Source organism: Glycomyces algeriensis (assembly GCF_027622855.1).
In the GTDB taxonomy this organism is placed as follows: domain Bacteria; phylum Actinomycetota; class Actinomycetes; order Mycobacteriales; family Micromonosporaceae; genus Glycomyces; species Glycomyces algeriensis.
Genome location: NZ_JAPZVR010000002.1, coordinates 205,764 through 229,024, shown reverse-complemented (window position 1 = coordinate 229,024; position 23,261 = coordinate 205,764). Strand labels below are relative to the sequence as shown.

The window sequence follows — 23,261 nt, the reverse complement described above, 5'->3', positions numbered from 1 at the left end:
TCGGGCCCCTCCCGCCCGGGGCCCCCCCGCCCCCACGCTTACCAGCCCCCCCCGCCCCCCCGGCCGGCCGCTCCTGGAGTCCTCCGGTCTACTTCGTCAGCCCGGCGCGGCGCAGCGCCTCGGCCATCGCGCTCTGCGGGGCCGCCTGCTGGCCGCCGCGCTGGCGCGGCTGCTGCTGGCGTCCGCCGCCCTTGCCGCCCTTGCTCCCGCCGCCCTGGCGCTGGCCGCCGCCGCGCGGTTCGGCGCCGCCGGCCTCCACCTCGTCGTCGAGGCGCATGGTGAGCGCGATGCGCTGGCGCTGCAGGTCGACCGAGACGACCTTGACCTTGACCACGTCGCCGGGCTTGACGATCTCGCGCGGGTCCGACACGAACCGGTTGGCGAGCGCCGAGATGTGCACCAGGCCGTCCTGGTGGACGCCGATGTCGACGAACGCCCCGAAGGCCGCGACGTTCGTCACGGCCCCTTCGAGGAGCATCCCGGGCTTGAGATCCGAGACCTTCTCCACGCCCTCCTTGAAGGTGGCGGCCTTGAACTCGGGCCGCGGGTCCCGGCCGGGCTTCTCGAGCTCGGCGAGGATGTCCGAGACCGTCGGCACGCCGAAGCGGTCGTCGGCGAAGTCGCCGGGCTTGAGCTTGCGCAGCGTCTTCGCGTCGCCCACGAGCCCGCCGATCGGCGCGCCCGTGGCGGCGAGGATGCGCTCGACCACCGGGTAGGCCTCGGGGTGGACGGCCGAGGCGTCGAGCGGGTTGGCCCCGCCGGCGACCCGGAGGAACCCGGCGGCCTGCTCGAAGGCCTTGGGGCCCAGGCGGGGCACGCTCAGGAGCGCCTTCCGGTCGGCGAAGCGGCCGTGCTCGTCGCGGTACGCCACGATGTTCGCGGCCACGCTCTCGGAGAGCCCTGACACCTGCGACAGGAGCGGGACGGAAGCGGTGTTCAGGTCCACGCCGACCGCGTTCACCGCGTCCTCGACGACGGCCTCGAGGGATCTGGTGAGTTTGGACTCAGTCAGGTCGTGCTGGTACTGGCCGACGCCGATGTGCTTCGGCTCGATCTTCACCAGCTCCGCGAGCGGGTCCTGGAGCCGCCGCGCGATCGAGACGGCCCCGCGCAGGGACACGTCCATGCCCGGGAGCTCCTTCGTCGCGTACGCCGACGCCGAGTAGATCGAGGCCCCCGCCTCGGAGACCACGATCTTCGCCAACTCGGTCTTGCCGTTCACGGCCTTGATGAGGTCGGCCGCGAGGCGGTCGGTCTCGCGGGAGGCCGTGCCGTTGCCGATCGCGATGAGCTGCACGCCGTGCTTCTCCACGAGCGCGCCGAGGGTCGCCAGTGAAGCGTCCCAGCGGTTCTGCGGCTGGTGCGGCATGATCGCGGTCGCGTCGAGCACCTTGCCCGTGGGGTCGACCACGGCCACCTTCACGCCGGTCCGGAAACCCGGGTCGAGCCCCATCACGGTCTTCGGCCCGGCCGGGGCCGCGAGCAGCAGGTCCTTCAGGTTCGCGGCGAAGACCTTCACGGCCTCGTCCTCGGCGAGCTGCCACAGCCGCATCCGCAGGTCCACGCCCAGCTTGACGAGGATGCGCGTGCGCCACGCCCACGAGACGGTCTTGGCGAGCCACGCGTCGGCGGGCCGCCCTTCGTCCCGGATCCCGAACTTCGCGGCGATCACGCCCTCGCAGTCGGCACCGTCCACCTCGGACCCACCCGGCTCGAGTGCCAGTGAGAGCGCCTCCTCCTTCTCGCCGCGCATGAGCGCGAGCACCCGGTGCGAGGGCAGCGTGGTGAACGTCTCGGAGAAGTCGAAGTAGTCCGAGAACTTCGCGCCCTTCTCCTCGGCCCCGTCGCGGACCTTCGAGACCAGCCGGCCCCGCCGCCACATGCGTTCGCGCAGGTCGCCGATGAGGTCGGCGTCCTCGCTGAACCGCTCGGTGAGGATCGCGCGCGCCCCGGCCAGCGCCGCGGCCGTGTCCGGCACCTCTTTCGCGGCGTCGACGAACGCGGCGGCGGCACTCTCGGGGTCCTGTGAGGGATCACTCAGCAGCAGTTCCGCGAGGGGTTCGAGCCCGGCCTCGCGGGCGATCTGCGCCTTCGTGCGGCGCTTCACCTTGAAGGGCGCGTAGAGGTCCTCGAGCCGCGCCTTCGTGTCGGCGGCGTCGATCTGCGCGGCGAGCGCATCGGTGAGTTTGCCCTGCTCGCCGATCGATTCGAGCACCGCCTTGCGGCGGGCCTCCAACTCGCGCAGGTAACCCAGGCGCTCCTCGAGGGCGCGCAGCTGCTCGTCGGAGAGGCCCCCGGTGGCCTCTTTGCGGTACCGGGCGATGAACGGGACGGTGGAGCCGTCGTCGAGGAGCGCGACGGCCGAGCGGACTTGATGGGTGCCGACCGAGAGTTCTTCGGCGATGCGTTGATCGATAGCTTGAGCCACGGGAGGATTCTGCCAGAGCGCTGCGACAACATGGCCCGAAGCCGGAAGGCCCGACCCCCCGGTGGACGCTCGGTCGGGCATTGGGTAAAGTTCTATCCCGTCGCCAGGGGAACGAAAAAGCCACTGGAAATGACATGCGGACGTAGCGCAGTTGGTAGCGCGACACCTTGCCAAGGTGTAGGTCGCCGGTTCGATCCCGGTCGTCCGCTCGGAGCTCGAAAGAGCGCTATCCCGGACGATTAGCTCAGCGGGAGAGCACTCCCCTGACACGGGAGAGGTCACTGGTTCAATCCCAGTATCGTCCACCAAGTTTTTCGCGGTGGGTTGTCCGAGTGGTTAGGTAACGGCCTGCAAAGCCGTGCACACGGGTTCGAATCCCGTACCCACCTCCACAAACGCTCATCGACAGACCACATAGGAATCCTATGTGGTCTGACGTGTTTCCGGCCGAATTCCATCGACTTCTGTCAATGGAAAAGGCCCCCGGCAGCATTGCTGTCGAGGGCCAGAGGAGCCGAAAAGGGAGCCGTTCTATCTCTCTAGAAGGCCCTCGCTGAACGCCTTGTCCAGCAGCTCCGCGCCCTTGGTAATGACCGGCCGGAGCTGGTGACGGTAGATCGTTCGCGTTGTCGAGGTCCTCGCATGGCCGACGAGATCGGCGATCAGCTCCTCATCCGCGCCTTGGTCCGACATCAGTGAGACGAAGGTGTGACGCAGCTCCCGGGGCGTCCAACTTCCAGGCACCTCGGCCTTGGTGACGATCTTCCGGAGATCACGCCGGACGTTGGCCGCGTCTCGCACCGTGTTGTTGACCGTTCCGAAGACGTACTCCACCTTCTCTCGGCCACGCCCGGCGTCCTCGCGCTCCATTTGGTCCTTGATCCGGTAGGCCGTCAGGATCGTCACCACATATGCCGGCAGTGCGATGGTCCGGCGGCTCTTCGGAGTCTTGGTGTCTTTCGTGGTGCGGACCGAGCGCCAGACCTCCACATGCGGCGTCTCCGTCTCCGGGTGCTTGCCGCCGCAGGAGCAGATCTCGCCTTTGACCGGGTTCAGGTGCGTGTGCTGCCACTTCAAGGGCCGCGCTTCCTCGGTCCGGACCCCTGTGAACACGGAGAGCGCAATGTACGGGTGGATCCAGGACCCACGACTTGCCCGCAGGACGGCTTGCGCCTGGACCAGCGTCATCGACTTGGAAGGACGTCCCTCCTTGCCCTTGGGCGGGTCGACCAGGAGCGCCACATTCCGGCGAACCTTGTTCCTCGACTCCGCGAACCGAATGATGCGTCGCAACGTATTCAGCACCCGCTCAATGGTGCTGGTCGCAAGCCTGTCTGTCAGGCTTTCTAGGAACGTGTCCACCTGATCGGCCGTCAGACGCTTCAGCTTGGCCTTGCCGAGACCGGGGATAATGTGCACCTCGGTGTAGGAATGCAGGTTCTCCATGGTGCTGTCCTCACGGCCTCGCACACCGCTCTTGAGCCAGTCCCGAGCCGCCTCTTCCACCGTGTACTTGTCGCCGAGCTCGATCCCGTCGGCGTAGTCGTCCTTGAGTTCCTTGAGCTTGCGGCGGACCTCCTTGACCGATTCGCCCCGGACGCTCGGACGGATGCGACGCCCTTTCGGGTCGGTCCCCAGTGAGATCGAGCCGACGTAGCACTCCTTCGACTCGTCCCAGTAGATCGAGCCATCGCCGCGCCGAGCCTGCTTTCGAGCCCGGCTTTTCGGGTTCTCCGTCCCCTCGCTCATCGGTCGCCATCCTTCAGTTGTCTCGTCTGTCTTGTTTGGATCATTGATGCTGCAATCGCTTGCGCTACTTCGCGTTCCGCATCGTTGTCGTGCCCGAAGGAGACGGCCTCCCAGTCGTTGACGACGAGCACGTCGTCCTCGGAGACCTCGAGCTCGGCCAGGACCTCGGCGAGGCGGAACCGGGCACGGATGGCCCGCAGCTCCCCGAGGGTGACCGACCAGGCGCGCGACTTGGTGAGGAAGTGGCCCCGGAAGCCGAGCATGTGCGCCCAGCGGCGCAGGTTGAGATCGGCATACGCCTCCAGGCCGCCCAGCTCCCAAGCGGTGCGCATCATGGCCTTGTGGTGCGCCGACACCGGCAGGTCCTCGATCTCGTCCGCCGAGCGGATCTTGCGGTCCGGGCCCTCATGCGAGCCGGTGGACTTGGTGGCGTACTTCGCGACGTAGGAGGCCACGCGACTGGCCGCGACCTGCCGGGACTCGTCCTCGGTTTGGCCGGCATCGGCGCGGTCGGTGATATCGCGCAGGTCCAGCTGGCGCCCGAAGGCGAGATCCAGGACCGTCCCGTCACGGCGTCCCGTGGTGACCGTCGCCGAAGCCGCAGCAGCGCGCACGGCCGTCGCCAGAGCCTCCTTGGTGGCCCACGCCGGAGGTGCCGCAGTAGCGCCCTCGGGGCCGTCCAGGCGGATCGCGGCGTGGAAGTGGACCATGCCGCGCCGCTGGTACTCCGCGACCTTCGAGTACGACAGCCGCACCATGTTCGGGAGGTCGGCAACGCGGATGCCGCCGAGCCGCGCGAGTTCCCGCTTGAGGCTGATCGTGAATCGGTGCCACAGCTCCCCGGCGTTGGCCTGCCACAGCACCGCCGCCTCGAAGTCGTAGGCGCCCATGTCCAGGGCTTGCCCGAGGCGGGTGTCGGCCTCGCGGTGCCATTCCCCGCAGGAGCAGGGCCGCTTCATGCGCCCACCGGCCCCGACGATCCGGGAGTGGACCGGGCCGAAGCTCGGCGGGGTGAGGGTGACGAACCAGCGGGGCCGGTCGGCCACGTCTGCGGTGATGCCCTTGGAGGCGTCGCCGCAGAGCCCGGCCCGGATGAGGTGGAAGGCGTCCTCGGCGTACCACCGGGAGCATGACTCGCACAGTGCCTCGCGGCGGGTACCGCACGGGATCCAGACCGACCCGGCCGTGGACTTGAGGACCGCGCCGTCCGAGCGGCGGGTGACCTGGGAGGAGCCGCGCAGTTTGACCGGGGACGCGCAGCCGTGAACGGACTTGACCTTCTTGCGCCACAAGGCGAAGCCGGGAGAGCGCATCAACTGCACTAGCTCCCGGTCCCCGCCGGTGGCCGCCACAGCGGCGCCCATCAACCCCGGGCCTTCCCGCCCACCGCGCGGCGCTGCTCGGCGATCCACTCCTCGGGCATCTGCTGCCAGTCCCACCGGTACGCCGCATCCACGGCCGCGCCGTACCGCCCTTCCTTGGGGAACACGGTGCTGGGATTGCCCTGCCGGATATCCCCCGCTTCGCGGTAGTGCAGGTTGATCAGGTGCCGGTACCCGAGCCGGTCAACCACGGGAGCGGCCAGGGCGGTGATCTCGGCGGGTTCGCGGGCCGCGCGCAGATCGGCGACCTTGCAGTCAGCCAGATACAGCGCCGACATCATCGCGACACGGACCAGGCCGGTCACCTTCGCAGTGGTCATGCCCTCGACGAGCGCCAGGGCCGACAGGGCCTCCGCGTACTCACCGGAGAACCGGCCGGTCATGACCGCTTCATGAGTGATCTGAGGGGCCGTCGCGACAGCGAGAGCGGCGGCGTCGAGGGCCGCTTGCCGCATCCGGTCGGTCTCGGCCTGGACCCAGGCGTCGAAGCCGGGGCAGCCCGGTTCCGGCATGGCCGCGCGGTCGCGGTCCGCTTCGGAGGCAACGGGTTCGGTGGTGTGCAGGGTGGTCGCTTCGAGCATGCTCATGGCGATCACAGCCCGATCATGTCGAGGTTGAGGCCGGAGCCGCGCAGGTGCCCGAACGCCTGCTCAGTCGTGGTCGGACCGAGCCCGAGCGAATCGATCTCGCCGCGCGCCATCTTCTCCCGCGCCGCCGCAATGAAGCCTTCGCGGCAGGGCTGCCCGACGGGCGGAGCGACCCTCTTCCGGGGCGGGTTGTGGACCGCGTTGTGCCACCAGGTGTCCCCGGCCATCTGCGCGGCCTCCCACCGGGAGCGGTTCTCGGTCTGCTCGGACACGTCCGAGATCCGGCCCGCGAACGCGTCGATGCCGAAGGCGTCGATGGACTCCATGGCGTAGGACTCGATCTCGGAGATCGAGACCATCGCTTCGAGGTCGCGGGTCGAAGCCGACGAGGAGTAGAGAGCAGCGGTCATCCCGCCACGGTCGAAGACATCGGCGAGGTTCGAGCAGTCGCAGCCGGTGGCGGTGAAGCACTCGCCGCAGCCGCACCAGCAGCCCGAAGCCTGTGAGCAGGAAGGCATGGACTTCCGAGTCAGGTTCTTGATAGCGTGGGAGGACATCTGATCTCCTTGGCAAAATCTGAGGAATCCAGCCCTGACGAGTGACAGCTCGTTGGGGCTTTCTCGTCCTTGCGGGAGGACGTTTATGTCCCTATACTAGGGGACATGAACGACCGCGTCAAGGACGGAAATGACCTCTTTCAAGAAGACGGTAAAGTCCCTGCTAGAGGACAAGAAGGTCCTCTTCTGGGGGGAGCTGAAACCGTGGAGATGAACGAAATCATCCAGGAGAAGCGCGAGGAACGAGGACTCTCGCAAGCCGCGCTCGGGAAGCTGGCCGGCGTCGAGGCACGCCAGATCCGGCGCTACGAGGCGGGCGAATCTCACCCGACACTGCCTGTCGCAGTGAAGATCGCCAAGGCCCTCGGCATCTCTGTCGATGAACTCGCCGGACTCGCCACCCACCGCGTCGACCTTTCCGGAAGCTGGTGGACCAGCTGGCAGACCTCGAAAGACTTCGAGGAAGTCATCACGGCCCAGGAAGTCGAGATCCGCCAGCAGGGAGAGCAGCTCCGCATCGAGACCACGACCCGCGGCATCGCAGTCGAGGACGGCGGATACCACTGGAAGGGCGAACTTCGCCTGTGGGACAACGAAGTCCTCATCGGCTGGTACGCCGCCGATGACGGAGCGGTGCGTTCGAAGGGCACCTTCTACTTCACCGTCCACCCCCACGGCGTCCACATGAAGGGCCGCTGGGTCGGCATGAGCTACGACGGCAGCATCCGCACCGGCTGGGGCGCCATTGCGCGCAGCGAGGCCGAAGCACGAGCACTGATCGCAGACCTCAATCAGGAGGAGTCCTAAGTGCAGCCCATCTGCGAAGTGACGATCACGGCCCCCGATGCCGCCTGGCTCGCCGAGTTCACGCGCAAGCTGGTCGAGGAGCGCCTAGCCGCTTGCGGACACAACCTCGTCGAGATCCGCTCCATCTACCGCTGGGACGGCCAAGTCCACGACGAGCCCGAAGCCCGCGTCATGCTCCACACTCGCCGATCACTGGTCTCCGAGATCATCAAGATTGTCAACCAGGAGCACCCTTACGAGGTTCCTTGTGTACTCGCAACCGCGATCGATCAAGCCAGCCCCGACTACCACGCATGGGTTCTAACGGAAACAAAGGATTCTTCCTCAACTGGTCCGCGGTGAACAAATGAATACCCAAGCCTTGTGTGTATGCCTTTTAGGGCGTATCTACGAAGTTTCCGCCAGACGTAATTCGGACACCGTTAAGCCTGAATAGTTCTTTGGTGTGGATCACGCCCATTGAATTGGATATTCTCTCATATTGGGATTTCGGAAGACCCAATAGCTCAATCATTTGCAATCGCATGATTGTTTTAGACAAGCTCGCAATGAGGTTCAGTTCTAGTCCGTTGGGGCGCGCCTGTCGATCTGGATGCTTCAAGTCATTATTCACCCTTGCGATTGCCTGTGCGATGCCAGATTTACGGCCGATATCGCTCCAGTTGACTCTAGTGGCTTCCACGCAGCGCTTAACATGAGCCTCCAAAGACGCCTTCTTCGGATTCCGAAAGTAGCCCATCGCCTCAAGGCCCATAACCGTCATTAGCACTTGTGGCTCCAGGAAATTCGATGCCCCATTGATGACTTCGACTACGGGCTCAATCGCTCTTCTGAAGTTTTCGTCGTCATACAGTTTTAGCCACCGCAAGAGTCCTCGAGTCCCCAGGTCCTGGAGTTGAAATGCGGGAAATGAGTTATCGCCATCGAGTCTCTCTGGTTGCTCTGTATCGCGGATTGTGCGGCGGAATCGAACTGGGACGTACATCGGACCCTTGATTTCTCCTGAGATCATCCAAACTGGGAACTGGTCATCCAGAATCTTGTGCTCACGCCAGTACTGCTCGGATCCATGCGCAAGAATCAAGAGTGCGCGGATAGGCCATTGCGCCACGATATGCTCGTCCATGGTCGCGCCACGACTCTTATTGGTTTCAATAACGGTATCTGATTTAGCTGAAAATCTCGATCCAGAGACGCTATGGCGGTTCTCACCAGGAACAACAGCCCGAAATATGTACGTGAACCCGCCATGTCGTACCACCATTTTTTCAACGGCCTTGACTGTTACTACAGACTTGTAAACTCCATCTTCAAAAGAACCGACATGGTTGATGGATTGAAACCGACTGAATTCATTGAGGCCGTCGATGCGTGACTGAACTCGTGCAAGTTTGTATTCGTTCTTCAGCTGACGTGGATATTCGAATATTGCTACATCCGCGCCCAATCGCCCCAAAGTGTAGCCAAAGTGCCCATGTCCTCGCCAGCGAACGCCTGAAAGAGTTACTGATCCCTTGTCGTCCCGGTAAATGAGTGACTTTGGAGGATCCTGATTTGAGAACCAGTTCTCAATTTTTGCAAATTGCGGGTCACCGTTCAAGTATGGAATAGACAGGAGAACCCCTTGCCCGGGCTCATGCCTAAGAGTGCAGGTTTGGAATGGAATGCCAGACTTGGGATCAATTAGATGACCTGTGCGAACCTCGGACGGTTCAAGAGTGTTTGCCATCAGGAGATTTTACCGCAATTGCTCATGCCGATATGGGGATTGCTCAACGCTTCTAGCTCCTGACTCCGGCAGCTGCAGTTCTCTCGTTCCCTGGAAGTCCTGGCTCGATGGCGCCCTGGCGTGCGTGTTCAAACTTTCTATACATCATCAAGGGCGCGCTTCGCGCGCCTGGCGCGCGCCGCTCGCCCGGGGCGTGCGGCCTCCGGCCGTTCCGCGGGCGGCGGCGGCGCCAGCGAGGCGGACCAGAAGCAGAACGGCCGGCATGAAGCAGGACGCCGGGCCGGGTGGGCGCAGGGGCGCCAGGGCAGCGACGAGGAGACCGTGGAGTGCCCGACCCGCAGGCGGCTGTTCAGCGAGCGTCGAGCCCGACGTAGCCCCGTTCACCGTCTCAGCCAAGGTCGACACGAACGTAGTCAGCCGCCGTCGTGGCAGCGGACCGTGGCGGTCGGCGGCACCACCGCAGGATCAACGAGGGCTACTTGCCGCCGCAAGCGTCGGCTGCGGCAAGGTGGCGAGTCCGATCGAGCCCGGCTCCAAAGAGCATTATGGATGGTTCTGGGGAGCCGTTAAGGGAGCCGACACCAGCGGACAACAGCGGAAAACAACAGCCAACAACCACCGACAACCACCGTCGCTAACCGGTCTCTAGCTGCGGAAACGTTCTCCGAAACGGACATCTAGGTGGGTAATAATTGCCTGACACGGGAGAGGTCACTGGTTCAATCCCAGTATCGTCCACCGAAGTGAAAGGCCCAGGTTCGCAAGGCCTGGGCTTTTTTCACATCATGGTGGGTTGTCCGAGTGGTTAGGTAACGGCCTGCAAAGCCGTGCACACGGGTTCGAATCCCGTACCCACCTCCATTCGATCTTTGCGAAAGGGCCCGGAATCCGGGCCCTTTTCGCTATTCGCTGCAAGAGGCGCGGCATCCTCTCCGGACCGCGAAAGCGGTTCGCGGCCGCAGTGCCCGGGTATCCGAACGCCTTGAGCGCTCGACTCGATCGGCAGGTGGCGACATGGCGGCACGGCATCCCGGCGCCCAGGCGTGGGTGCCCGAGACGGGCGGCATCACCGAGCTGCGCAAGGCGGCCCGGTCCTGCGAGGGCTGCGACCTGTACCGCGAGGCCACCCAGACCGTCTTCGGCGAAGGACCCGCGAAGGCCCGCCTCTTCCTGGTGGGGGAGCAGCCGGGCGATGTCGAGGACCAGGAGGGCGAGCCGTTCGTCGGCCCGGCCGGGCGGCTGCTCGACCAGGCGCTCGAGGAGGCCGGCATCGAGCGGTCCCGGATCTACCTCACCAACGCGGTCAAGCACTTCAAGTTCGAGCACGTCGAACGCGGGAACCGCCGCCTGCACAAGAAGCCGACCCGCGGCGAGGCGGTCGCGTGCCGGCCCTGGCTGATCGCCGAGCTGAACGCGGTCAAGCCCGACCTCGTGGTCGCTCTCGGCGCGACCGCGGCGCAGTCGCTCATGGGGACCGGCTTCCGCGTCAGCACCCAGCGCGGCGAGCTGTTCGACCTGGACCTCGCCGAGCTCGACGAGCCGTGCGAGTTCCTGGCCACCGTCCACCCTTCGGCGGTCATCCGCCTCTCGGGCGACGACCGCGACGAGGCCCTGTCCCGGTTCATCGCCGACCTCGCCAAGGCCGCCGAGACCGTCGGCGCCGGGCACCGCTGACCGCGGAGACGACAACGGCCCCAAGGGAATCCCCTGGGGCCGTCGGCGTGTCGGCTTAGGCGGCGTCCTCGGACGTCGCCTCAGACTCGGCTGCCTCGCCTTCGACCGCCTCGCCCTCGATCGCAGGCTCGACGCCGTTGATCGGGATGCGCTGCGCCTGCGGCGCCGGCTTCACGGCCCCTGCGATGCGAATCGTCAGGATGCCGTCGGCGACCGCAGCGCTGAGCTGGTCGGCGGTGACGCCCTCGCGAAGCTGGAACTCGCGGCGGAACGTGCCGCCGGCGAGACCCCGCACGAGGTAGCGGTCGCCCTCGGCCGCTTCGCGCTGGCGGCGCTCGGCGGTGATGGAGAGGCGGCGGCCCTCGAGCTCGACGGTGACGTCCTCAGGGCTCACACCCGGAACCGCGGCGGTGACCACGAGGTCCTCGCCTTCGGTGTAGATGTCGGACCGAAGCGTGTACTGAACCGAGCGCTGGCCGAAGCCGGCTCGGGCCAGGCGCTCGAACTCGCGGTCGAGCTGCCGGAAGGCCGCGTAAGGGTGCTGGTAGCGAACGATCATGGTGCTGTCTCCTTCCTCAGGATTAGCACTCGGTGGTGGAGAGTGCTAACGACCTATACGACGCCCGGCCCGATCCGGATATTTCCGCCGTGGTCCGGATCACGCGCTGCTGTCGCGCAGCGGCAGGTCCCACACCTGGTTGACCAGGTCGTCCTTGCCGAACATCCGCACCGGTTGCTCGCTCACGAGCGAGAATCCGGCCTCCTCGTACAGCCGCCGGGCCGCGTCGAGGAGGCTCATGGTCCAGAGCGTCATCGACAGGTACCCGGCCTCGCGGGCGAAGTCGACGCACTGGCGCACCAGCGTCCCGCCGACGCCGTGCCCGCGCGCGGACGGCTCGACCCACAGCAGCCGCAGCTTGGCGACCTGGTCGCCCGCGTCCACGCACAGGATCGACCCGACCGGCTCGCCGTTCAGCTCGGCGATCCAGCCCGCCTCCCGGGCGGGGTCGTGCCGCTCGGCGTAGTCGGCGACGATCCGCGCGACGAGCGCCTCGTACTCCTCGTTCCAGCCGAGCTGCTGCCAGTACCCCTTGCCCTGGCTGTAGACGATCCAGCCGAGGTCGCCCGGCTGCAGCCTGCGCAGTCGCGGTGTGTCCATGAAGCGCCTCCTTCGTCCCTTCGCGTGCGGCCTTCCACGCTATGCGCGCTCGTCCCACTAGGCAAGAGCCGCACGAATACCCGATTGCGCGGCCCGCCGCCGGGCCCCAGAATGGCGCGATGGAGATCGCCATCCGCCCCAAGCTCGACCGCGCCGCCGTCGAGGCCATCGTCAGCAAGCACCTGCCGGGTGCCGTCGAGTTCGTCGGCCATGAGGAGTTCAAGGACGGCTTCTTCAACGCCGCCCACGCCCTCGAACTGGCCGACGGCCGCCACGTGGTCGTCAAGGTCGCCCCGGACAAGGCGCACAAGCTGCTGCGGTACGAGGTCGACCTCATGGCCACCGAGATCGAGTGCTTCGAACGGGGGCTCGCCGCGGGCGTGCCGATGCCGGCGCTGCACTACGGCGATCCCGAGGGCGGCGTGATGATCATCAACCGGCTCGAGGGCGTGACGCTCCCGAACGCCCGGGCCGACATGTCCGACGCCGAGTTCCTGGCCGTGCGGCGCGAGGCCGGGGCCTTGAGCGCCCGGTTCGCCACCGTCACCGGGGAGCGGTTCGGGTACCCGCGCAAGAGCGGCCGCACGGTCGCCGACACCTGGTCCGCGTCGTTCCTGGCGATGATCGACGACGTCCTCGCGGACATCGCCGAGAACGGCTCGCCGCTGCCGCGCCCGGTCGAGGAGATCCGTGCGGCCGTCGCCGCCGAGAAGGACCTGCTCGACGAGGTGGACCGGCCCGCGCTCGTCCACTTCGACCTGTGGGACGGCAACATCTTCGTCGTCAAGGGCGAGTCCGGTTGGCGGGTCGAGGCGTTCATCGACGGCGAGCGGGCCTTCTACGGCGACCCGGTCGCCGAGATCGTCTCGCTCACGTTCGGCTCCGAGGAGGAGCAGGCGGCGTCCGTCGAGGGGTTCCTGGGCCGGCCGATGACCGCGGGGGAGGAGCGCCGGCTCGCCCTCTACCGGATCTACCTGATGCTCATCCTCATCGCCGAGTGCGACGTGCGCGGCTTCGACGAGGAGCTGACCGCCCACCAGCGCGGCTGGTCGACCGAGAGCCTCCTCAAGAACCTCGCGATCCTGGAGGGCTGAGCGTCCTCAGTGGGCGGCGCCCGCCGAGTGCTCGTGGTCGTGGTCGTCGGGGTCGGTGCGGGTCGCGTCCCGCTCCTTCGTGGCGCGGGCGAGGCCGTACGGCGGCATGTTGATGTACGAGGTGTCGTACTCGCCGGCGCGGACCTTGTAGAGCTCGTGCCACAGGCCGACCTCGCCGTTGCTCTTCACGTTGCGGTTGAACCACTTCCAGAAGCCGCGGTGGGCGTGCACCTGCGAGTGCGCGTAGTGCTCCAGGTGCTCCTCGCTGCGCCAGTACTGGACGACCATGATCACGCGGCCGCCGATCATCGTCCGCGAGTCGAGCAGGCCGAGCTCGGGGTCGGCGTGGAGTTCCCGGAGCATCTTCGGCATCGACGCGAACACCGGCACCCACTTGCGGAACTTCCAGAACTTGTTGATGCGCATGCCGACGGTGAAGACCACGAGGTCGTCCTCGTAGTCGACCACGACGCGACCGGGCCTGACCTTCGCCACGTGCAGTCCTCCCAAGGGGTTGCGAGCATGCCTCCCCTTAGAGACTAACGAAGCGTGTTCACCTGATGTCAAGCCGCTGGACGGGTCTGCCTGTGCCGCTTCGCTTCTAGTGCGGCCACTGCCACTCGGCGACGTCGGGCAGGTCCTCGCCGTGGGTGCGGGTGTGCTCGCGGGCGGCGTGCCTGGCGTCCTCCATCCGCTGCCGCAGGCCCGCGGCGTTCTCGCCGAGTCCGGGCACGCGGTCGATGACGTCGATGACGAGGCGGAACCGGTCGAGGTCGTTGAGCATGACCATGTCGAACGGGGTGGTCGTGGTGCCCTCCTCCTTGTAGCCGCGCACGTGGATGTTGTCGTGGTTGGTGCGGCGGTACGTGAGCCGGTGGATGAGCGTCGGGTAGCCGTGGAAGGCGAACAGGACCGGCTTGTCGGAGGTGAATATCGTGTCGAACTCGCGGTCGCCGAGGCCGTGCGGGTGCTCGGTCTCGGGCTGGAGCCGCATGAGGTCGACGACGTTGACCACGCGCACCCGCAGCCGCGGCAGGGCCTGGCGCAGGATGTCGGCGGCGGCCAGGACCTCCAATGTGGGCGCGTCACCGGCGCAGGCGAGCACGACGTCGGGCGACTGGCCGCCGTCGGTGGAGGCCCACTCCCAGATGCCCAGGCCCCGTTCGCAATGGCGCACCGCCTCGTCCATGCTCGTGTACTGGAGCGCGGGCTGCTTCCCGGCGACCACGACGTTCACGTACTGGCGGCTGCGCAGGCAGTGGTCCATCGTGGACAGGAGGGTGTTGGCGTCCGGAGGGAGGTAGACGCGCACGATGTCGGCCTTCTTGTTCATCACGTGGTCGATGAACCCGGGGTCCTGGTGCGAGAAGCCGTTGTGGTCCTGGCGCCACACGTGGCTCGACAGCAGGTAGTTGAGCGAGGCGATCGGCCGGCGCCACGGGATCGCGGCGGAGGAGTCGAGCCACTTCGCGTGCTGGTTGAACATCGAGTCGACGATGTGGATGAACGCCTCGTAGCTGGTGAACAGGCCGTGCCGCCCGGTGAGGAGGTAGCCCTCGAGCCAGCCTTCGCACAGGTGCTCCGAGAGGGCCTCCATGACCCGTCCGTGCGGGGCCTGGTGCTCGTCCGTGGGGTAGATGTCGGCCTGCCACTGCCTGTCGGTGGTCTCGAAGGCCGCGCCGAGCCGGTTCGACTCGACCTCGTCGGGCCCGAAGAGCCGGAACCGGTCCGGGTTGGCGCTGATGACGTCGCGCAGCCACTTGCCGAGCACCTTCGTCGCCTCGCCGGTGGTGCGGCCGTGGCCCTCGGTCTCCTGGCCGTACTCGCGGTAGTCGGGCAGCACGAGGTCGCGCAGGAGGAGGCCGCCGTTCGCGTGCGGGTTGGCGCTCATGCGCTGCGCGCCTTCGGGATGCAGGTCGAGGATCTCGGCAGCGGGCTTGCCGGTGGCGTCGAACAGCTCCTCGGGCCGGTACGAGCGCATCCACGCCTCGAGCATCTCCAGGTGCTCGGGATTGGTGCGCACCCCTGAGAGCGGCACCTGGTGGGCGCGCCAGGTGCCCGCGACGGGCACGCCGTCCACTTCGGCCGGACCGGTCCAGCCCTTCGGGGTCCGCAGGATGACCATCGGCCAGCGCGGGCGGACCGGTTTCCCATTCGCGCTGCGGCGCGCGTCGGCGCGGATCTCGGCGATCCGGTCGAAGCACGCGTCCAATGTGGCGGCCATGAGCTGGTGGACGCTTTCGGGGTCGTCGCCCTCGACCAGGAACGGCTCGTAGCCGACGCCGCGGAAGAACGACATGCGGTCCTCGTCGGAGATGCGCGCGAAGATCGTCGGGTTGGCGATCTTGTAGCCGTTGAGGTGCAGGATCGGCAGGACCGTGCCGTCGGAGACGGGATTGAGGAACACGTTCGAGAACCACGAGCCGGCGAGCGGGCCGGTCTCGGCCTCGCCGTCGCCCACGACGCAGGCCACGGTCAGGTCCGGGTTGTCGAACGCGGCGCCGTAGGCGTGCGAGAGCGCGTAGCCGAGTTCGCCGCCCTCGTGGATCGAGCCGGGGACCTCGGCGGCGACGTGGGAGGGGATGCCGCCGGGGAAGGAGAACTGGCGGAACAGCTGCTTCATGCCCTCTTCGGAGTGGTTGACCGAGGGGTGCAGCTCCGGGTAGGTGCCCTCGAGCCAGGTGTTGGCGACGATCGCGGGGCCGCCGTGGCCGGGGCCGGTCACGTAGATCATGTCGAGGCCGCGGGCGGTGATGCAGCGGTTCAGGTGCGCATAGATCAGGCTCAGGCCGGGGCTGGTGCCCCAGTGGCCGAGCAGGCGCGGCTTGATGTGCTCGGGGCGCAGGGACTCCCTGAGCAGGGGGTTGTCGAGCAGGTAGATCTGGCCGACGGTGAGGTAGTTGGCGGCCCGCCAGTAGGCGTCGATGCGGGCCAGCTCTTCGTGGCCGAGCGGCGCGGTGGCGAGGCCGGATTGCGTCGTGTCCATGCGTCCGAGGGTGCCGTATCAGGCGCGCCTTAACCGTGATTCGCGGGAATTCCTCGCAAGCGCGGACACCGCGGTCACTCGACCTCTTTGAGCATCCGCTCCACAGACGCCAAGCGGCCCTTGAGCTCCGCGAGGGAGGCCTTGATCTCCGCCGAGTCCTCGCCGGCCTTCGCCGCCAGCTCGCGGTAGTTCGCCTCGCGGGCGGCGGACGCCTGCGCCTTCTTCGTCGACGCCCAGACGAGCATCGAGACGATCATGATCGCGGCGATCAGGAAGGCGAATCCGAATACGAACAGCATTCCGGCTTGTCCCATGGACATCAGTCTGTTTCCTTTCCGTGGTCGCCCGGTACGGGCAGGGTCGGCAGTGCCGCCTTGACGATCTGCGGGGAGACCTGCAGCGTGAACGGGACCGCCTCGAAGTACTTGACGGCACGGCCGTCCTCCGAGAGCTCCAGCGACCCTTTCACCAGGCCCGCGGACTGGAGCTTCTGCAGGTGCATGTGGAGCAGCGGGCGGCTCATCCCCAGCTGGCGGGCCAGGAGGCTCACGTACTGCCGCCCGTCCGCGAGCGCCCCGAGGATGCGCAGGCGGTGCGGGTTCGCCAGGGCCGAGCAGGCCGCGAGCAGGGCCGCGCCGGTCAGCTCCTCGGGCTCCATGACAACCATCCTTGTCGTATGTCAGAAAAGTCTGACACATATCGGCACCGCGCGAGGACCCGGACCCGCCGGGTAAACCGATTGCCCTCTCCGGCACGGGCCTGAAGAATCTGACCATGCTCGCCGACCACCTCCCGATCTACCGGCTGCGCCTGCGCACCGACCGGCTCGAACTGCGCCTGCCCGCGACCTTCGACGAGATCGCGGCACTGGCCGAAGTCGCCGTCGCGGGCGTCCACGACCCCGGCTTCATGCCCTTCGGCATCCCGTGGACCGCAGCCGAACCCAAGCAGGTCGCCCGCGGCGTCGCCCTCTGGTACCACCGCGCCATCGGCCGCTGGGAGACCGAGAGCTGGACCCTCCCGTTCTACGTCTTCCACGACGGCCGACCGATCGGCGTGCAGGACGTCAAGGGGATCGAGTTCACCGCCACGCGCGAGGTCAGCACCGGCTCGTGGATCGGCCGCGCCTACCAGGGCCGCGGACTGGGCAAGGAGATGCGCGCCGCGGTCCTCCACCTCGCGTTCGCCGGCCTCGGCGCCGACTACGCCACCAGCGGCTCCTACGACGGCAACGAGCCCTCGGCGGGCGTCTCGCGCAGCCTCGGCTACCGCGAGGACGGCATCAAACTGCCTGTCGTCCAAGGCGTCCGCCGCACCGAGCAGCGCTGGCGGCTCTCGCGCGAGGACTGGGAGGCCCACCGCACGCACGAGGTCGCGATCGAAGGCCTCGACGACGACGTGAACGACATGCTCGGCCTGGGAAAGGAACCCTCGTGACACTCACCGACTACCTGCCGGTCTACCGGATCCGCCTGCGGACGGAACGGCTCGAACTGCGCCTGCCCGACCTCGACGACCTGGTCGCGCTCGCCGACCAGGCCGCCGCCGGCGTCCACGACCCGGACTTCATGCCGTTCGTGGTCCCCTGGACCGAATGCGAGCCGCTCGAGCGCGGCCGCAGGACCCTGCTGCACCAGATGAGCGTCATCGCGGGCATCACGCCCGAGCGGTGGATGCTGCCGCTCGTCGTCCTCCACGACGGCGAGATCGTCGGCATACAGGAGGTCGGCGCCGCCGACATCAAGGCGACGCGGGAGGCCAGCACCGGGTCGTGGCTCGGCCGCGCCCACCACGGCAAGGGCATCGGCACGGAGATGCGCGCGGCCGTGCTCGACTTCGTCTTCACCGGGCTCGGCGCCGACTTCGCGCTGAGCGCCTCGTTCGAGGGCAACGGGCCTTCCGAGGGCGTCTCGCGCAAGCTCGGCTACAAGGCCGACGGCATCGACCACAAGGTCCTCAACGGCGTGCGCCGCCAGGACAACCGCTGGCGGCTCTCGCGCGAGGACTGGGAGGCGCACCGCAAGCACGAGGTCGCGATCGAAGGGCTGGACGCCGAGGCCCTCGCGATGCTCGGCCTGGGCGGGGCCGAGGGGTGACCGGGGCGGGCGCGGCTCAGGCGTGAGCCGCGCCCCAATCCGCCCCAAGGCCCTATCGAACCCCGATGGACGATGCGCTAAAGTAATCACCGTTCCCCGGTCAACACCGGAGAAATGCGGACGTAGCGCAGTTGGTAGCGCGACACCTTGCCAAGGTGTAGGTCGCCGGTTCGATCCCGGTCGTCCGCTCCAGATTGAGAAGCCCGGCAGTGATGCCGGGCTTTTTCGTGCCCCGGGGACGGGGGTGGGTTCGGGGCGGACGTAGCGCAGTTGGCTGCGCCAATTGCAGCGCTTCGCGCTGGTGCGACACCTTGCCAAGGTGTAGGTCGCCGGTTCGATCCCGGTCGTCCGCTCCAGATAGGGAAGCCCGGCAGTGATGCCGGGTTTTTTCGTGCCCCGGGAACGGGGCAACTGTTATTCGTGCAGAAAGGGCCGCCCGGGTCGGGCGGCCCTTTCGCTATGGCTTCGAGTTCTTCGGAATCCAGCGGACTCCCATTTCCTCCTCGGACGGTGCAGTGCCCGGCAGCGGCCCATGGCCTGGGGCTCGTAGCGCTTCGAGATACAGCTCGAGGTTCCGCAGCCGCACCTCGCGGGTCCGCTTCGCGTCGCCGATGCTGATCGAGGCCAGGCACTCGGTGATCATGATGAGGTCGCCGATCGCCGCATCCTCGCGGAGCACGCCCGCGTCGCGGAGCTTCCGCATGAGCGCGTCGTTCAGCTCGGCCCCCGCCACGCCCGCCGCGAACATGTCCGGCGTCGGCGTGAACGTCCCGGCCAGCTTCACCGTGATCGACGCCGTGTCGGCGGCGACGACCTCTCTCATGAAGCGGCAGAACGCCTCCCAGGGGTCCCCCTCGGCGTCGACCGCCTCCTGCACCAGCTCCATGTGCCGGGCCAAGCCGTCCCCGCACAGCTTGCGCAGCAGGTCCTCCTTGCTCGGGTAGCGGCGGTACAGCGCGCTGATGCCCACCCCGGCGCGCTTGGCGACCTCCGCGATCGGCGCCTCCGGGTTCGCGACGAACACCTCGTGGGCGGCTTCGAGGATCAGCTTGTCGTTGCGGGCGGCCTGTGCCTTGCGCCCGCTGAGCGGCTTGTCGGTCATGTCGGCATCCTATCCGGAACAGAGCGGTTCATTCTGATGCACCTTTCTCCAGTACGCCTTCGACCGGCCGTGCCCGCGAAGGGCCCGACCGGTCCGAAGACACTGCTGCTTAGTGCTCGGCCTTGGCCTGCTTCGGCAGCCCGAAGGCCACCAGGAACGCCACCACCGTCAGGCCCACGGTCAGACCCGTGACCCAGCGGGCCGCGCCCATCGCCTCGGCGACACCGCCGCCGATCGCGAACTGGCTGAAGAACACCGTCCCCAGCACCGCGACACCGAGCGCGGCCGCACCCTGCTGGAAGGACTCCAGGAGCCCCGAAGCCGAACCGACCTCGTGGTCCTCCAGCTCACCGGTGATGATCCCGAACAGCGGCACGAAGATCATGCCCATCCCGATCCCGTAGAACAGGAACGCCGGGGAGAGCGACCAGGCGCCCGGCGCCGAGTCGGCACCGAACTGGAGCCACAGCACGACCAGGCTGGCGGTCATCATCGCGAGGCCGAGGTGCAGCACGCCGCGTCCGAGCTTCGGGGCCAGGCCGGCGCTGGCACCGGAGCCGATGAAGGCGCCGACCGCCCAGGCGGCCATCGCCAGGCTCGCCTTGAGCGGGCCGAAGCCCAGGCCGAGCTGGAGGAACAGGCCGACCGCGAGGGAGAAGCCGGTGACCGAGCCGAAGAAGACGACCACGAACGCGATGCCGGAGGTGTACGAGCGCTTGGCGAACACGCTCAGCTCGATCAGCGCGGTCTTGCCGGAGCGGGCGCGCTTGATCTGGCCGCGCACGAAGTAGGCGAGCACCGGCACGGAGGCGATGAGCATCGCGATCGACCAGGCGGGCCAGCCGAGCTCGCGGCCTTCGACGAGCGGGACGAGCAGGAGGCTCATGCCGGCGGCGGCGATGAGCGCCCCGCCGAGGTCCAGCTTGAGGCCGCGCTGCTGCGGCGCGCCGGCCGGGAGGACCTTGGTGCCCAGGATGAGCGCGGCGATGCCCAGGGGCAGGTTGATGAGGAAGATCGAGCGCCAGCCGGAGCCGAAGAGGTCGGCGTCGACGAGGAGTCCGGCCACGATCGGGCCGGCGATCGAGGCGAGGCCGATGAGGGGACCGAAGACCGCGTAGGCCTTGCCCATGTCGCGGCCGAACAGGTCGCGGATGAGGCCGAAGCCCTGCGGCACCATCACCGCGGCGAAGGCGCCCTGCACGAGGCGGGCGGCGAGCAGCAGTTCGATCGAGCCGGCCGCGCCGCAGGCGAGCGAGGCGACGAGGAAGCCGACCAGGCCGATCATGAGGACCTTCTTGCGGCCGAACATGTCGCCGAGGCGGCCGCCGGTGAGCAGGCCGATCGCGAGGGCGAGGGTGTACCCGGCGGCGAGCCACTGGATGTGGGAGGCGGTGCCGCCGAGTTCGGTGCGGATCGCGGGGGCGGCGACGTTGACGATCGAGGCGTCGAGCAGGTTGAGGAGGGTCGTCGCGAGGATCGCGATGAGCCCGAGCCAGCGCCGCGGGTGCGTGGCGGGCGCTTCGGTCGCGGCCGGAGCGGTCTCGGTGATCGCGGGGGAGGAGTCGCGGGCGGGCGCGGTCTCGGTGGGCGGGGTGTCGACGGTGAAGGTCACGGAAGCCTCCGGGCTCTCGGTAATCGGTGGAACGGAACGCTTGATTCCACTATAACAGACCGGAACGATCTGTTCCACTAGGAGGGCGGATCTTTCTCGCGACGATCAGGAAAGGGGCCCGGAACAGCGAAAACGCCCGGCCGACGGGCGACCGGGCGCGGAGTGAGCGGGCGAAGCCCGCGGATTTCAGGCCTGCTGGCCCGCGTTCAGGTATCCGAAGATGATGATCATCGCGACCGCCACGATCACCAGCCACAGGGTTGCCTTGCGGAACTTGTGGCGGGCGCCCGGGGAGAACCACATGACCGCCGCCATGATGAGCAGCACCCCGACGACCACGCCTGGCGCGGAGCTGATTCCTTCGTCCACCTTGATCCCAATCCCGTCCGAGCGACCGTGTCCCGACTGTTCTACCGGTCGCTCACTCAATCATTCAGGCCGGGGCCCGGCCGGTCAACCCGTTCGCCGTCCCGGAGGCGTGATCCGCCGGACCCGCCGCCCGGTCACAGCAGGCAGCTGGTGCCCTCGGCGGTGCGCTCGTGGAAGTACACAGTGATCGGTGCACTGTAGTCGGCGGTCTCGCCGGGCGCCGGGCTCTGCTGGATGACCGTGCAGTGCGCGGGCTCGGGCCGGATGTAGTAGTAGCCGACCTCGGCGGTCACGTTCGCGAACCCCTCGCCGTTCAACTGGTCCTGGGCGTCGAACGTGGTCCCGCCGGTCACATCCGGCACGGGGCCGCTGCCCTCCTGCGCCGGCTCGTTCCCGTCCGGGGTCTCCTCGTCCTCGGTCCCGCCGCCCTCGGCGCCTTCCGACTCCGTGCCGCTGTCGCCTTCGGTGCCGCCCTCGTCCGCTGCGGCGGACGTCTGCGCCGCGGACTCCGTGGGCGTCGCGCTCACGGTCGACGACGGCTCCTGCGCGGCGGCCGAACCCGGGTCCGAGGCCGATGCCGTGGGGGTGGTGTCCTCGTCCCCGGCGACGTTCCCGTCGCCTGAGAACGGGTTCAGCGCCAGGACCGCGATCGCGGTGAGCACCAATGCGACCGCGACGCCGATGAACGCGATGCGGCGGCGCCTGCGCGGGTCCTCCTCGCGCTCGACCGCCGCCGGAGGCGGCGTCACCGGGGGCTGCGGCGGCGATGTGAACGGCGCCTGCGGGACCTCCGCGGTGCGGGCCCCGATCGAGGAGCCGATCGCCTTCGCGACCGGGTGCTCCCCGGTCGTCGCCGCCCGGGCCGCCGCGGCGAGGACGTCGCCGGACTCCCAGCGCTCCTCAGGGGATTTCGACAGCGAGCGGGAGACGATCCCGGCGACCTCGGCCGGCACGTCGGCGGGCAGCGCCGGCGGCTCCGAGTACAGGTGCCCGTGGATCACCGCGGCCGGGTCGGCGGCGTCGAACGGCGGCGTCCCCGTCAGGCACTCGTAGGCCACCGCCCCGAGCGAGTACAGGTCGGACGCGCCCGTGACGCCCTTGTCCCGCAGCTGCTCCGGCGAGACGTACGGGGCTGTCCCCAGCACCTGGTCGCTGGGGGTGAGCCGGGACCGGTTCGCGAACAGCGAGATCCCGAAGTCCACCACCTTCACCCGGCCGTCGGCGTCGATGAGTATGTTCCCGGGTTTGATGTCCCGGTGCACGATCCCGCGCCGGTGCGCGGCGGCGAGCGCCTCGGCCGCCTCGGCCACGATCCGCATCGTCCGGGCCGGGTCCAGGCGCTCCTCCCGGTGCAGCAGCTCCGCCAGCGACACGCCGTCGACGAGCTCCATCACCAGGTACACGATCGTGCGGTCGCCGTCCGGCTCCTCGCCGAAGTCGTAGACCTCCACGCACCCCGGGCCCTTCAGGCTCGCCAGGGTCTTCGCCTCGCGCTCGAACCGGTCCCGCGGGTGCTGCGAGCCGTCCAGGCCCGCGTGCAGCACCTTCACGGCGACCGTGCGGTCGAGCCGCTCGTCCTCGGCCCGCCACACCGCGCCCATGCCGCCGGAGGCGATGACGCGGTCGAGTCGGTAGCGGCCGGCGATGAGCGTTCCGGAGTCCACGGGCAATCCTCGTTCGGGGGGTCCTGTCGCGCGATCGCCTGCGGGCCATGGGGGGACGGAAACCGGCGGCTCGCGGTGTCGGCGCTGCTGTCGGGCAGGAGGTCTACTCTAAAACGCCCGCGCGAGGGGCCTGCCGCCGCCCGTGCCGCGACGCCCGGTTCCCGGCGGCCGTTCGGGTCCCCGACGCGCGAAATCCCGTAGGCTGTCAAGCGAACCGGAGCGGCGATCGCGACAGCAAGCGTCACCAGGCGGCCACAGGCGTGCCG

22 protein-coding genes and 6 tRNA genes are annotated in these 23,261 nt (G+C 68.0%); 12 read left to right on the top strand and 16 right to left on the bottom strand.

Annotation, left to right across the window (positions count from 1 at the left end):
* Nucleotides 1-88: 88 nt before the first annotated feature.
* A complete protein-coding gene (locus O2L52_RS04270; protein ID WP_270114085.1) occupies nt 89-2,428 on the bottom strand; it encodes a Tex family protein in 2,340 nt (779 codons plus the stop codon).
* 136 nt (nt 2,429-2,564) lie between these two features.
* On the opposite strand from O2L52_RS04270, the gene O2L52_RS04265 reads away from it, so the two are divergent.
* The 3 genes from O2L52_RS04265 (at nt 2,565) to O2L52_RS04255 (ending at nt 2,820) form a co-directional block, all read left to right on the top strand.
* Nucleotides 2,565-2,637 (top strand) — tRNA-Gly (locus O2L52_RS04265).
* Nucleotides 2,638-2,661: 24 nt separating this feature from the next.
* Nucleotides 2,662-2,736, top strand: a tRNA-Val gene (locus O2L52_RS04260).
* A 10-nt stretch (nt 2,737-2,746) separates the two neighbouring features.
* Nucleotides 2,747-2,820, top strand: a tRNA-Cys gene (locus O2L52_RS04255).
* 139 nt (nt 2,821-2,959) lie between these two features.
* Here O2L52_RS04255 and O2L52_RS04250 read toward each other — a convergent pair.
* The 4 genes from O2L52_RS04250 to O2L52_RS04235 are packed head-to-tail and all read right to left on the bottom strand — an operon-like array spanning nt 2,960 to nt 6,703.
* A complete protein-coding gene (locus O2L52_RS04250; RefSeq protein ID WP_270114084.1) occupies nt 2,960-4,177 on the bottom strand; it encodes a site-specific integrase in 1,218 nt (405 codons plus the stop codon).
* Nucleotides 4,174-5,541 (bottom strand): replication initiator, encoded by a 1,368-nt coding sequence (locus O2L52_RS04245; RefSeq protein ID WP_270114082.1) that lies wholly within the window; start codon nt 5,539-5,541, stop codon nt 4,174-4,176. Before O2L52_RS04245 ends, O2L52_RS04250 begins: the two co-directional genes overlap by 4 nt.
* Entirely contained in the window at nt 5,541-6,155 is a 615-nt protein-coding gene (locus O2L52_RS04240) for a hypothetical protein (protein WP_270114081.1), read from the bottom strand. The genes O2L52_RS04245 and O2L52_RS04240 overlap by 1 nt, the downstream gene beginning before the upstream one ends.
* Nucleotides 6,152-6,703: a hypothetical protein gene (locus O2L52_RS04235; RefSeq protein WP_270114080.1), complete on the bottom strand. Its 552-nt coding sequence runs from the start codon at nt 6,701-6,703 to the stop codon at nt 6,152-6,154. The genes O2L52_RS04240 and O2L52_RS04235 overlap by 4 nt, the downstream gene beginning before the upstream one ends.
* Nucleotides 6,704-6,808: 105 nt before the next feature.
* Between O2L52_RS04235 and O2L52_RS04230 the strand changes: the two genes are divergently transcribed.
* Nucleotides 6,809-7,510, top strand: a complete 702-nt coding sequence (locus O2L52_RS04230) for a helix-turn-helix transcriptional regulator (protein WP_270114079.1) — start codon at nt 6,809-6,811, stop codon at nt 7,508-7,510.
* Nucleotides 7,511-7,852 carry a divalent-cation tolerance protein CutA gene (cutA, locus tag O2L52_RS04225; RefSeq protein WP_270114078.1) on the top strand — a complete coding sequence of 114 codons (342 nt, stop codon included), beginning with the start codon at nt 7,511-7,513 and terminating at the stop codon, nt 7,850-7,852. It abuts the gene before it with no gap.
* A 34-nt stretch (nt 7,853-7,886) separates the two neighbouring features.
* Here cutA and O2L52_RS04220 read toward each other — a convergent pair whose 3' ends face one another.
* Nucleotides 7,887-9,239: a hypothetical protein gene (locus tag O2L52_RS04220; RefSeq protein ID WP_270114077.1), complete on the bottom strand. Its 1,353-nt coding sequence runs from the start codon at nt 9,237-9,239 to the stop codon at nt 7,887-7,889.
* Nucleotides 9,240-10,026: 787 nt separating this feature from the next.
* Between O2L52_RS04220 and O2L52_RS04215 the strand changes: the two genes are divergently transcribed.
* A tRNA-Cys gene (locus O2L52_RS04215) sits at nt 10,027-10,100 on the top strand.
* Entirely contained in the window at nt 10,083-10,913 is an 831-nt protein-coding gene (locus O2L52_RS04210; protein WP_333490214.1) for a UdgX family uracil-DNA binding protein, read from the top strand. The genes O2L52_RS04215 and O2L52_RS04210 overlap by 18 nt, the downstream gene beginning before the upstream one ends.
* A gap of 55 nt (nt 10,914-10,968) precedes the next feature.
* Here the strand turns inward: O2L52_RS04210 and O2L52_RS04205 are convergent, their stop codons facing one another.
* Both O2L52_RS04205 and O2L52_RS04200 read right to left on the bottom strand, forming a co-directional pair.
* Nucleotides 10,969-11,472 carry an Hsp20/alpha crystallin family protein gene (locus O2L52_RS04205; RefSeq protein ID WP_270114076.1) on the bottom strand — a complete coding sequence of 168 codons (504 nt, stop codon included), beginning with the start codon at nt 11,470-11,472 and terminating at the stop codon, nt 10,969-10,971.
* Nucleotides 11,473-11,571: 99 nt separating this feature from the next.
* Complete coding sequence (locus tag O2L52_RS04200; protein WP_270114074.1) at nt 11,572-12,072, bottom strand: GNAT family N-acetyltransferase; 501 nt, start codon at nt 12,070-12,072, stop codon at nt 11,572-11,574.
* A 119-nt stretch (nt 12,073-12,191) separates the two neighbouring features.
* Here O2L52_RS04200 and O2L52_RS04195 point away from each other — a divergent pair, with 119 nt between their 5' ends.
* Nucleotides 12,192-13,166 (top strand): phosphotransferase family protein, encoded by a 975-nt coding sequence (locus tag O2L52_RS04195; RefSeq protein WP_270114073.1) that lies wholly within the window; start codon nt 12,192-12,194, stop codon nt 13,164-13,166.
* Nucleotides 13,167-13,172: 6 nt separating this feature from the next.
* Here O2L52_RS04195 and O2L52_RS04190 read toward each other — a convergent pair whose 3' ends face one another.
* The 4 genes from O2L52_RS04190 to O2L52_RS04175 form a co-directional block, all read right to left on the bottom strand.
* Nucleotides 13,173-13,661 carry a DUF4188 domain-containing protein gene (locus O2L52_RS04190; protein WP_270114072.1) on the bottom strand — a complete coding sequence of 163 codons (489 nt, stop codon included), beginning with the start codon at nt 13,659-13,661 and terminating at the stop codon, nt 13,173-13,175.
* Nucleotides 13,662-13,767: 106 nt separating this feature from the next.
* Nucleotides 13,768-16,152, bottom strand: a complete 2,385-nt coding sequence (locus O2L52_RS04185) for a phosphoketolase family protein (protein WP_270114071.1) — start codon at nt 16,150-16,152, stop codon at nt 13,768-13,770.
* 74 nt (nt 16,153-16,226) lie between these two features.
* Nucleotides 16,227-16,472 (bottom strand): hypothetical protein, encoded by a 246-nt coding sequence (locus O2L52_RS04180; RefSeq protein WP_270114070.1) that lies wholly within the window; start codon nt 16,470-16,472, stop codon nt 16,227-16,229.
* The gene (locus O2L52_RS04175; protein WP_270114069.1) at nt 16,472-16,810 is read right to left on the bottom strand and encodes an ArsR/SmtB family transcription factor; all 339 of its coding nucleotides are present in this window, start codon (nt 16,808-16,810) and stop codon (nt 16,472-16,474) included. The genes O2L52_RS04180 and O2L52_RS04175 overlap by 1 nt, the downstream gene beginning before the upstream one ends.
* A 116-nt stretch (nt 16,811-16,926) precedes the next feature.
* Between O2L52_RS04175 and O2L52_RS04170 the strand changes: the two genes are divergently transcribed.
* The 4 genes from O2L52_RS04170 (at nt 16,927) to O2L52_RS04155 (ending at nt 18,604) form a co-directional block, all read left to right on the top strand.
* Entirely contained in the window at nt 16,927-17,589 is a 663-nt protein-coding gene (locus tag O2L52_RS04170) for a GNAT family N-acetyltransferase (protein WP_270114068.1), read from the top strand.
* Nucleotides 17,586-18,248 (top strand): GNAT family N-acetyltransferase, encoded by a 663-nt coding sequence (locus O2L52_RS04165; protein WP_270114067.1) that lies wholly within the window; start codon nt 17,586-17,588, stop codon nt 18,246-18,248. Before O2L52_RS04170 ends, O2L52_RS04165 begins: the two co-directional genes overlap by 4 nt.
* A 116-nt stretch (nt 18,249-18,364) precedes the next feature.
* Nucleotides 18,365-18,440, top strand: a tRNA-Gly gene (locus tag O2L52_RS04160).
* Nucleotides 18,441-18,503: 63 nt separating this feature from the next.
* Nucleotides 18,504-18,604 (top strand) — tRNA-Gly (locus O2L52_RS04155).
* Between the two features lie 101 nt (nt 18,605-18,705).
* Here the strand turns inward: O2L52_RS04155 and O2L52_RS04150 are convergent.
* From O2L52_RS04150 to O2L52_RS04135, 4 genes are all read right to left on the bottom strand, one after another.
* On the bottom strand, nt 18,706-19,350 hold the full coding sequence (locus tag O2L52_RS04150) for a TetR/AcrR family transcriptional regulator (RefSeq protein ID WP_270114066.1): 645 nt from the start codon (nt 19,348-19,350) through the stop codon (nt 18,706-18,708).
* Nucleotides 19,351-19,459: 109 nt separating this feature from the next.
* On the bottom strand, nt 19,460-20,962 hold the full coding sequence (locus O2L52_RS04145) for an MFS transporter (RefSeq protein WP_270114065.1): 1,503 nt from the start codon (nt 20,960-20,962) through the stop codon (nt 19,460-19,462).
* 186 nt (nt 20,963-21,148) lie between these two features.
* A complete protein-coding gene (locus O2L52_RS04140; protein ID WP_270114064.1) occupies nt 21,149-21,331 on the bottom strand; it encodes a hypothetical protein in 183 nt (60 codons plus the stop codon).
* A 134-nt stretch (nt 21,332-21,465) separates the two neighbouring features.
* Nucleotides 21,466-22,995: a serine/threonine protein kinase gene (locus tag O2L52_RS04135; protein ID WP_270114063.1), complete on the bottom strand. Its 1,530-nt coding sequence runs from the start codon at nt 22,993-22,995 to the stop codon at nt 21,466-21,468.
* Nucleotides 22,996-23,261 lie beyond the last annotated feature (266 nt).

Bases quoted from the DNA above. Each gene is read 5' to 3' on its own strand.
- O2L52_RS04195 (WP_270114073.1), top strand. From the start codon at position 12,192: ATGGAGATCGCCATCCGCCCCAAGCTCGACCGCGCCGCCGTCGAGGCC.
- O2L52_RS04205 (WP_270114076.1), bottom strand. From the start codon at position 11,472: ATGATCGTTCGCTACCAGCACCCTTACGCGGCCTTCCGGCAGCTCGAC.
- O2L52_RS04235 (WP_270114080.1), bottom strand. From the start codon at position 6,703: ATGTCCTCCCACGCTATCAAGAACCTGACTCGGAAGTCCATGCCTTCC.
- O2L52_RS04245 (WP_270114082.1), bottom strand. From the start codon at position 5,541: ATGGGCGCCGCTGTGGCGGCCACCGGCGGGGACCGGGAGCTAGTGCAG.
- O2L52_RS04230 (WP_270114079.1), top strand. From the start codon at position 6,809: ATGAACGACCGCGTCAAGGACGGAAATGACCTCTTTCAAGAAGACGGT.
- O2L52_RS04180 (WP_270114070.1), bottom strand. From the start codon at position 16,472: ATGTCCATGGGACAAGCCGGAATGCTGTTCGTATTCGGATTCGCCTTC.
- O2L52_RS04175 (WP_270114069.1), bottom strand. From the start codon at position 16,810: ATGGAGCCCGAGGAGCTGACCGGCGCGGCCCTGCTCGCGGCCTGCTCG.
- O2L52_RS04220 (WP_270114077.1), bottom strand. From the start codon at position 9,239: ATGGCAAACACTCTTGAACCGTCCGAGGTTCGCACAGGTCATCTAATT.
- O2L52_RS04185 (WP_270114071.1), bottom strand. From the start codon at position 16,152: ATGGACACGACGCAATCCGGCCTCGCCACCGCGCCGCTCGGCCACGAA.
- O2L52_RS04250 (WP_270114084.1), bottom strand. From the start codon at position 4,177: ATGAGCGAGGGGACGGAGAACCCGAAAAGCCGGGCTCGAAAGCAGGCT.
- O2L52_RS04150 (WP_270114066.1), bottom strand. From the start codon at position 19,350: ATGACCGACAAGCCGCTCAGCGGGCGCAAGGCACAGGCCGCCCGCAAC.
- O2L52_RS04200 (WP_270114074.1), bottom strand. From the start codon at position 12,072: ATGGACACACCGCGACTGCGCAGGCTGCAGCCGGGCGACCTCGGCTGG.
- O2L52_RS04170 (WP_270114068.1), top strand. From the start codon at position 16,927: ATGCTCGCCGACCACCTCCCGATCTACCGGCTGCGCCTGCGCACCGAC.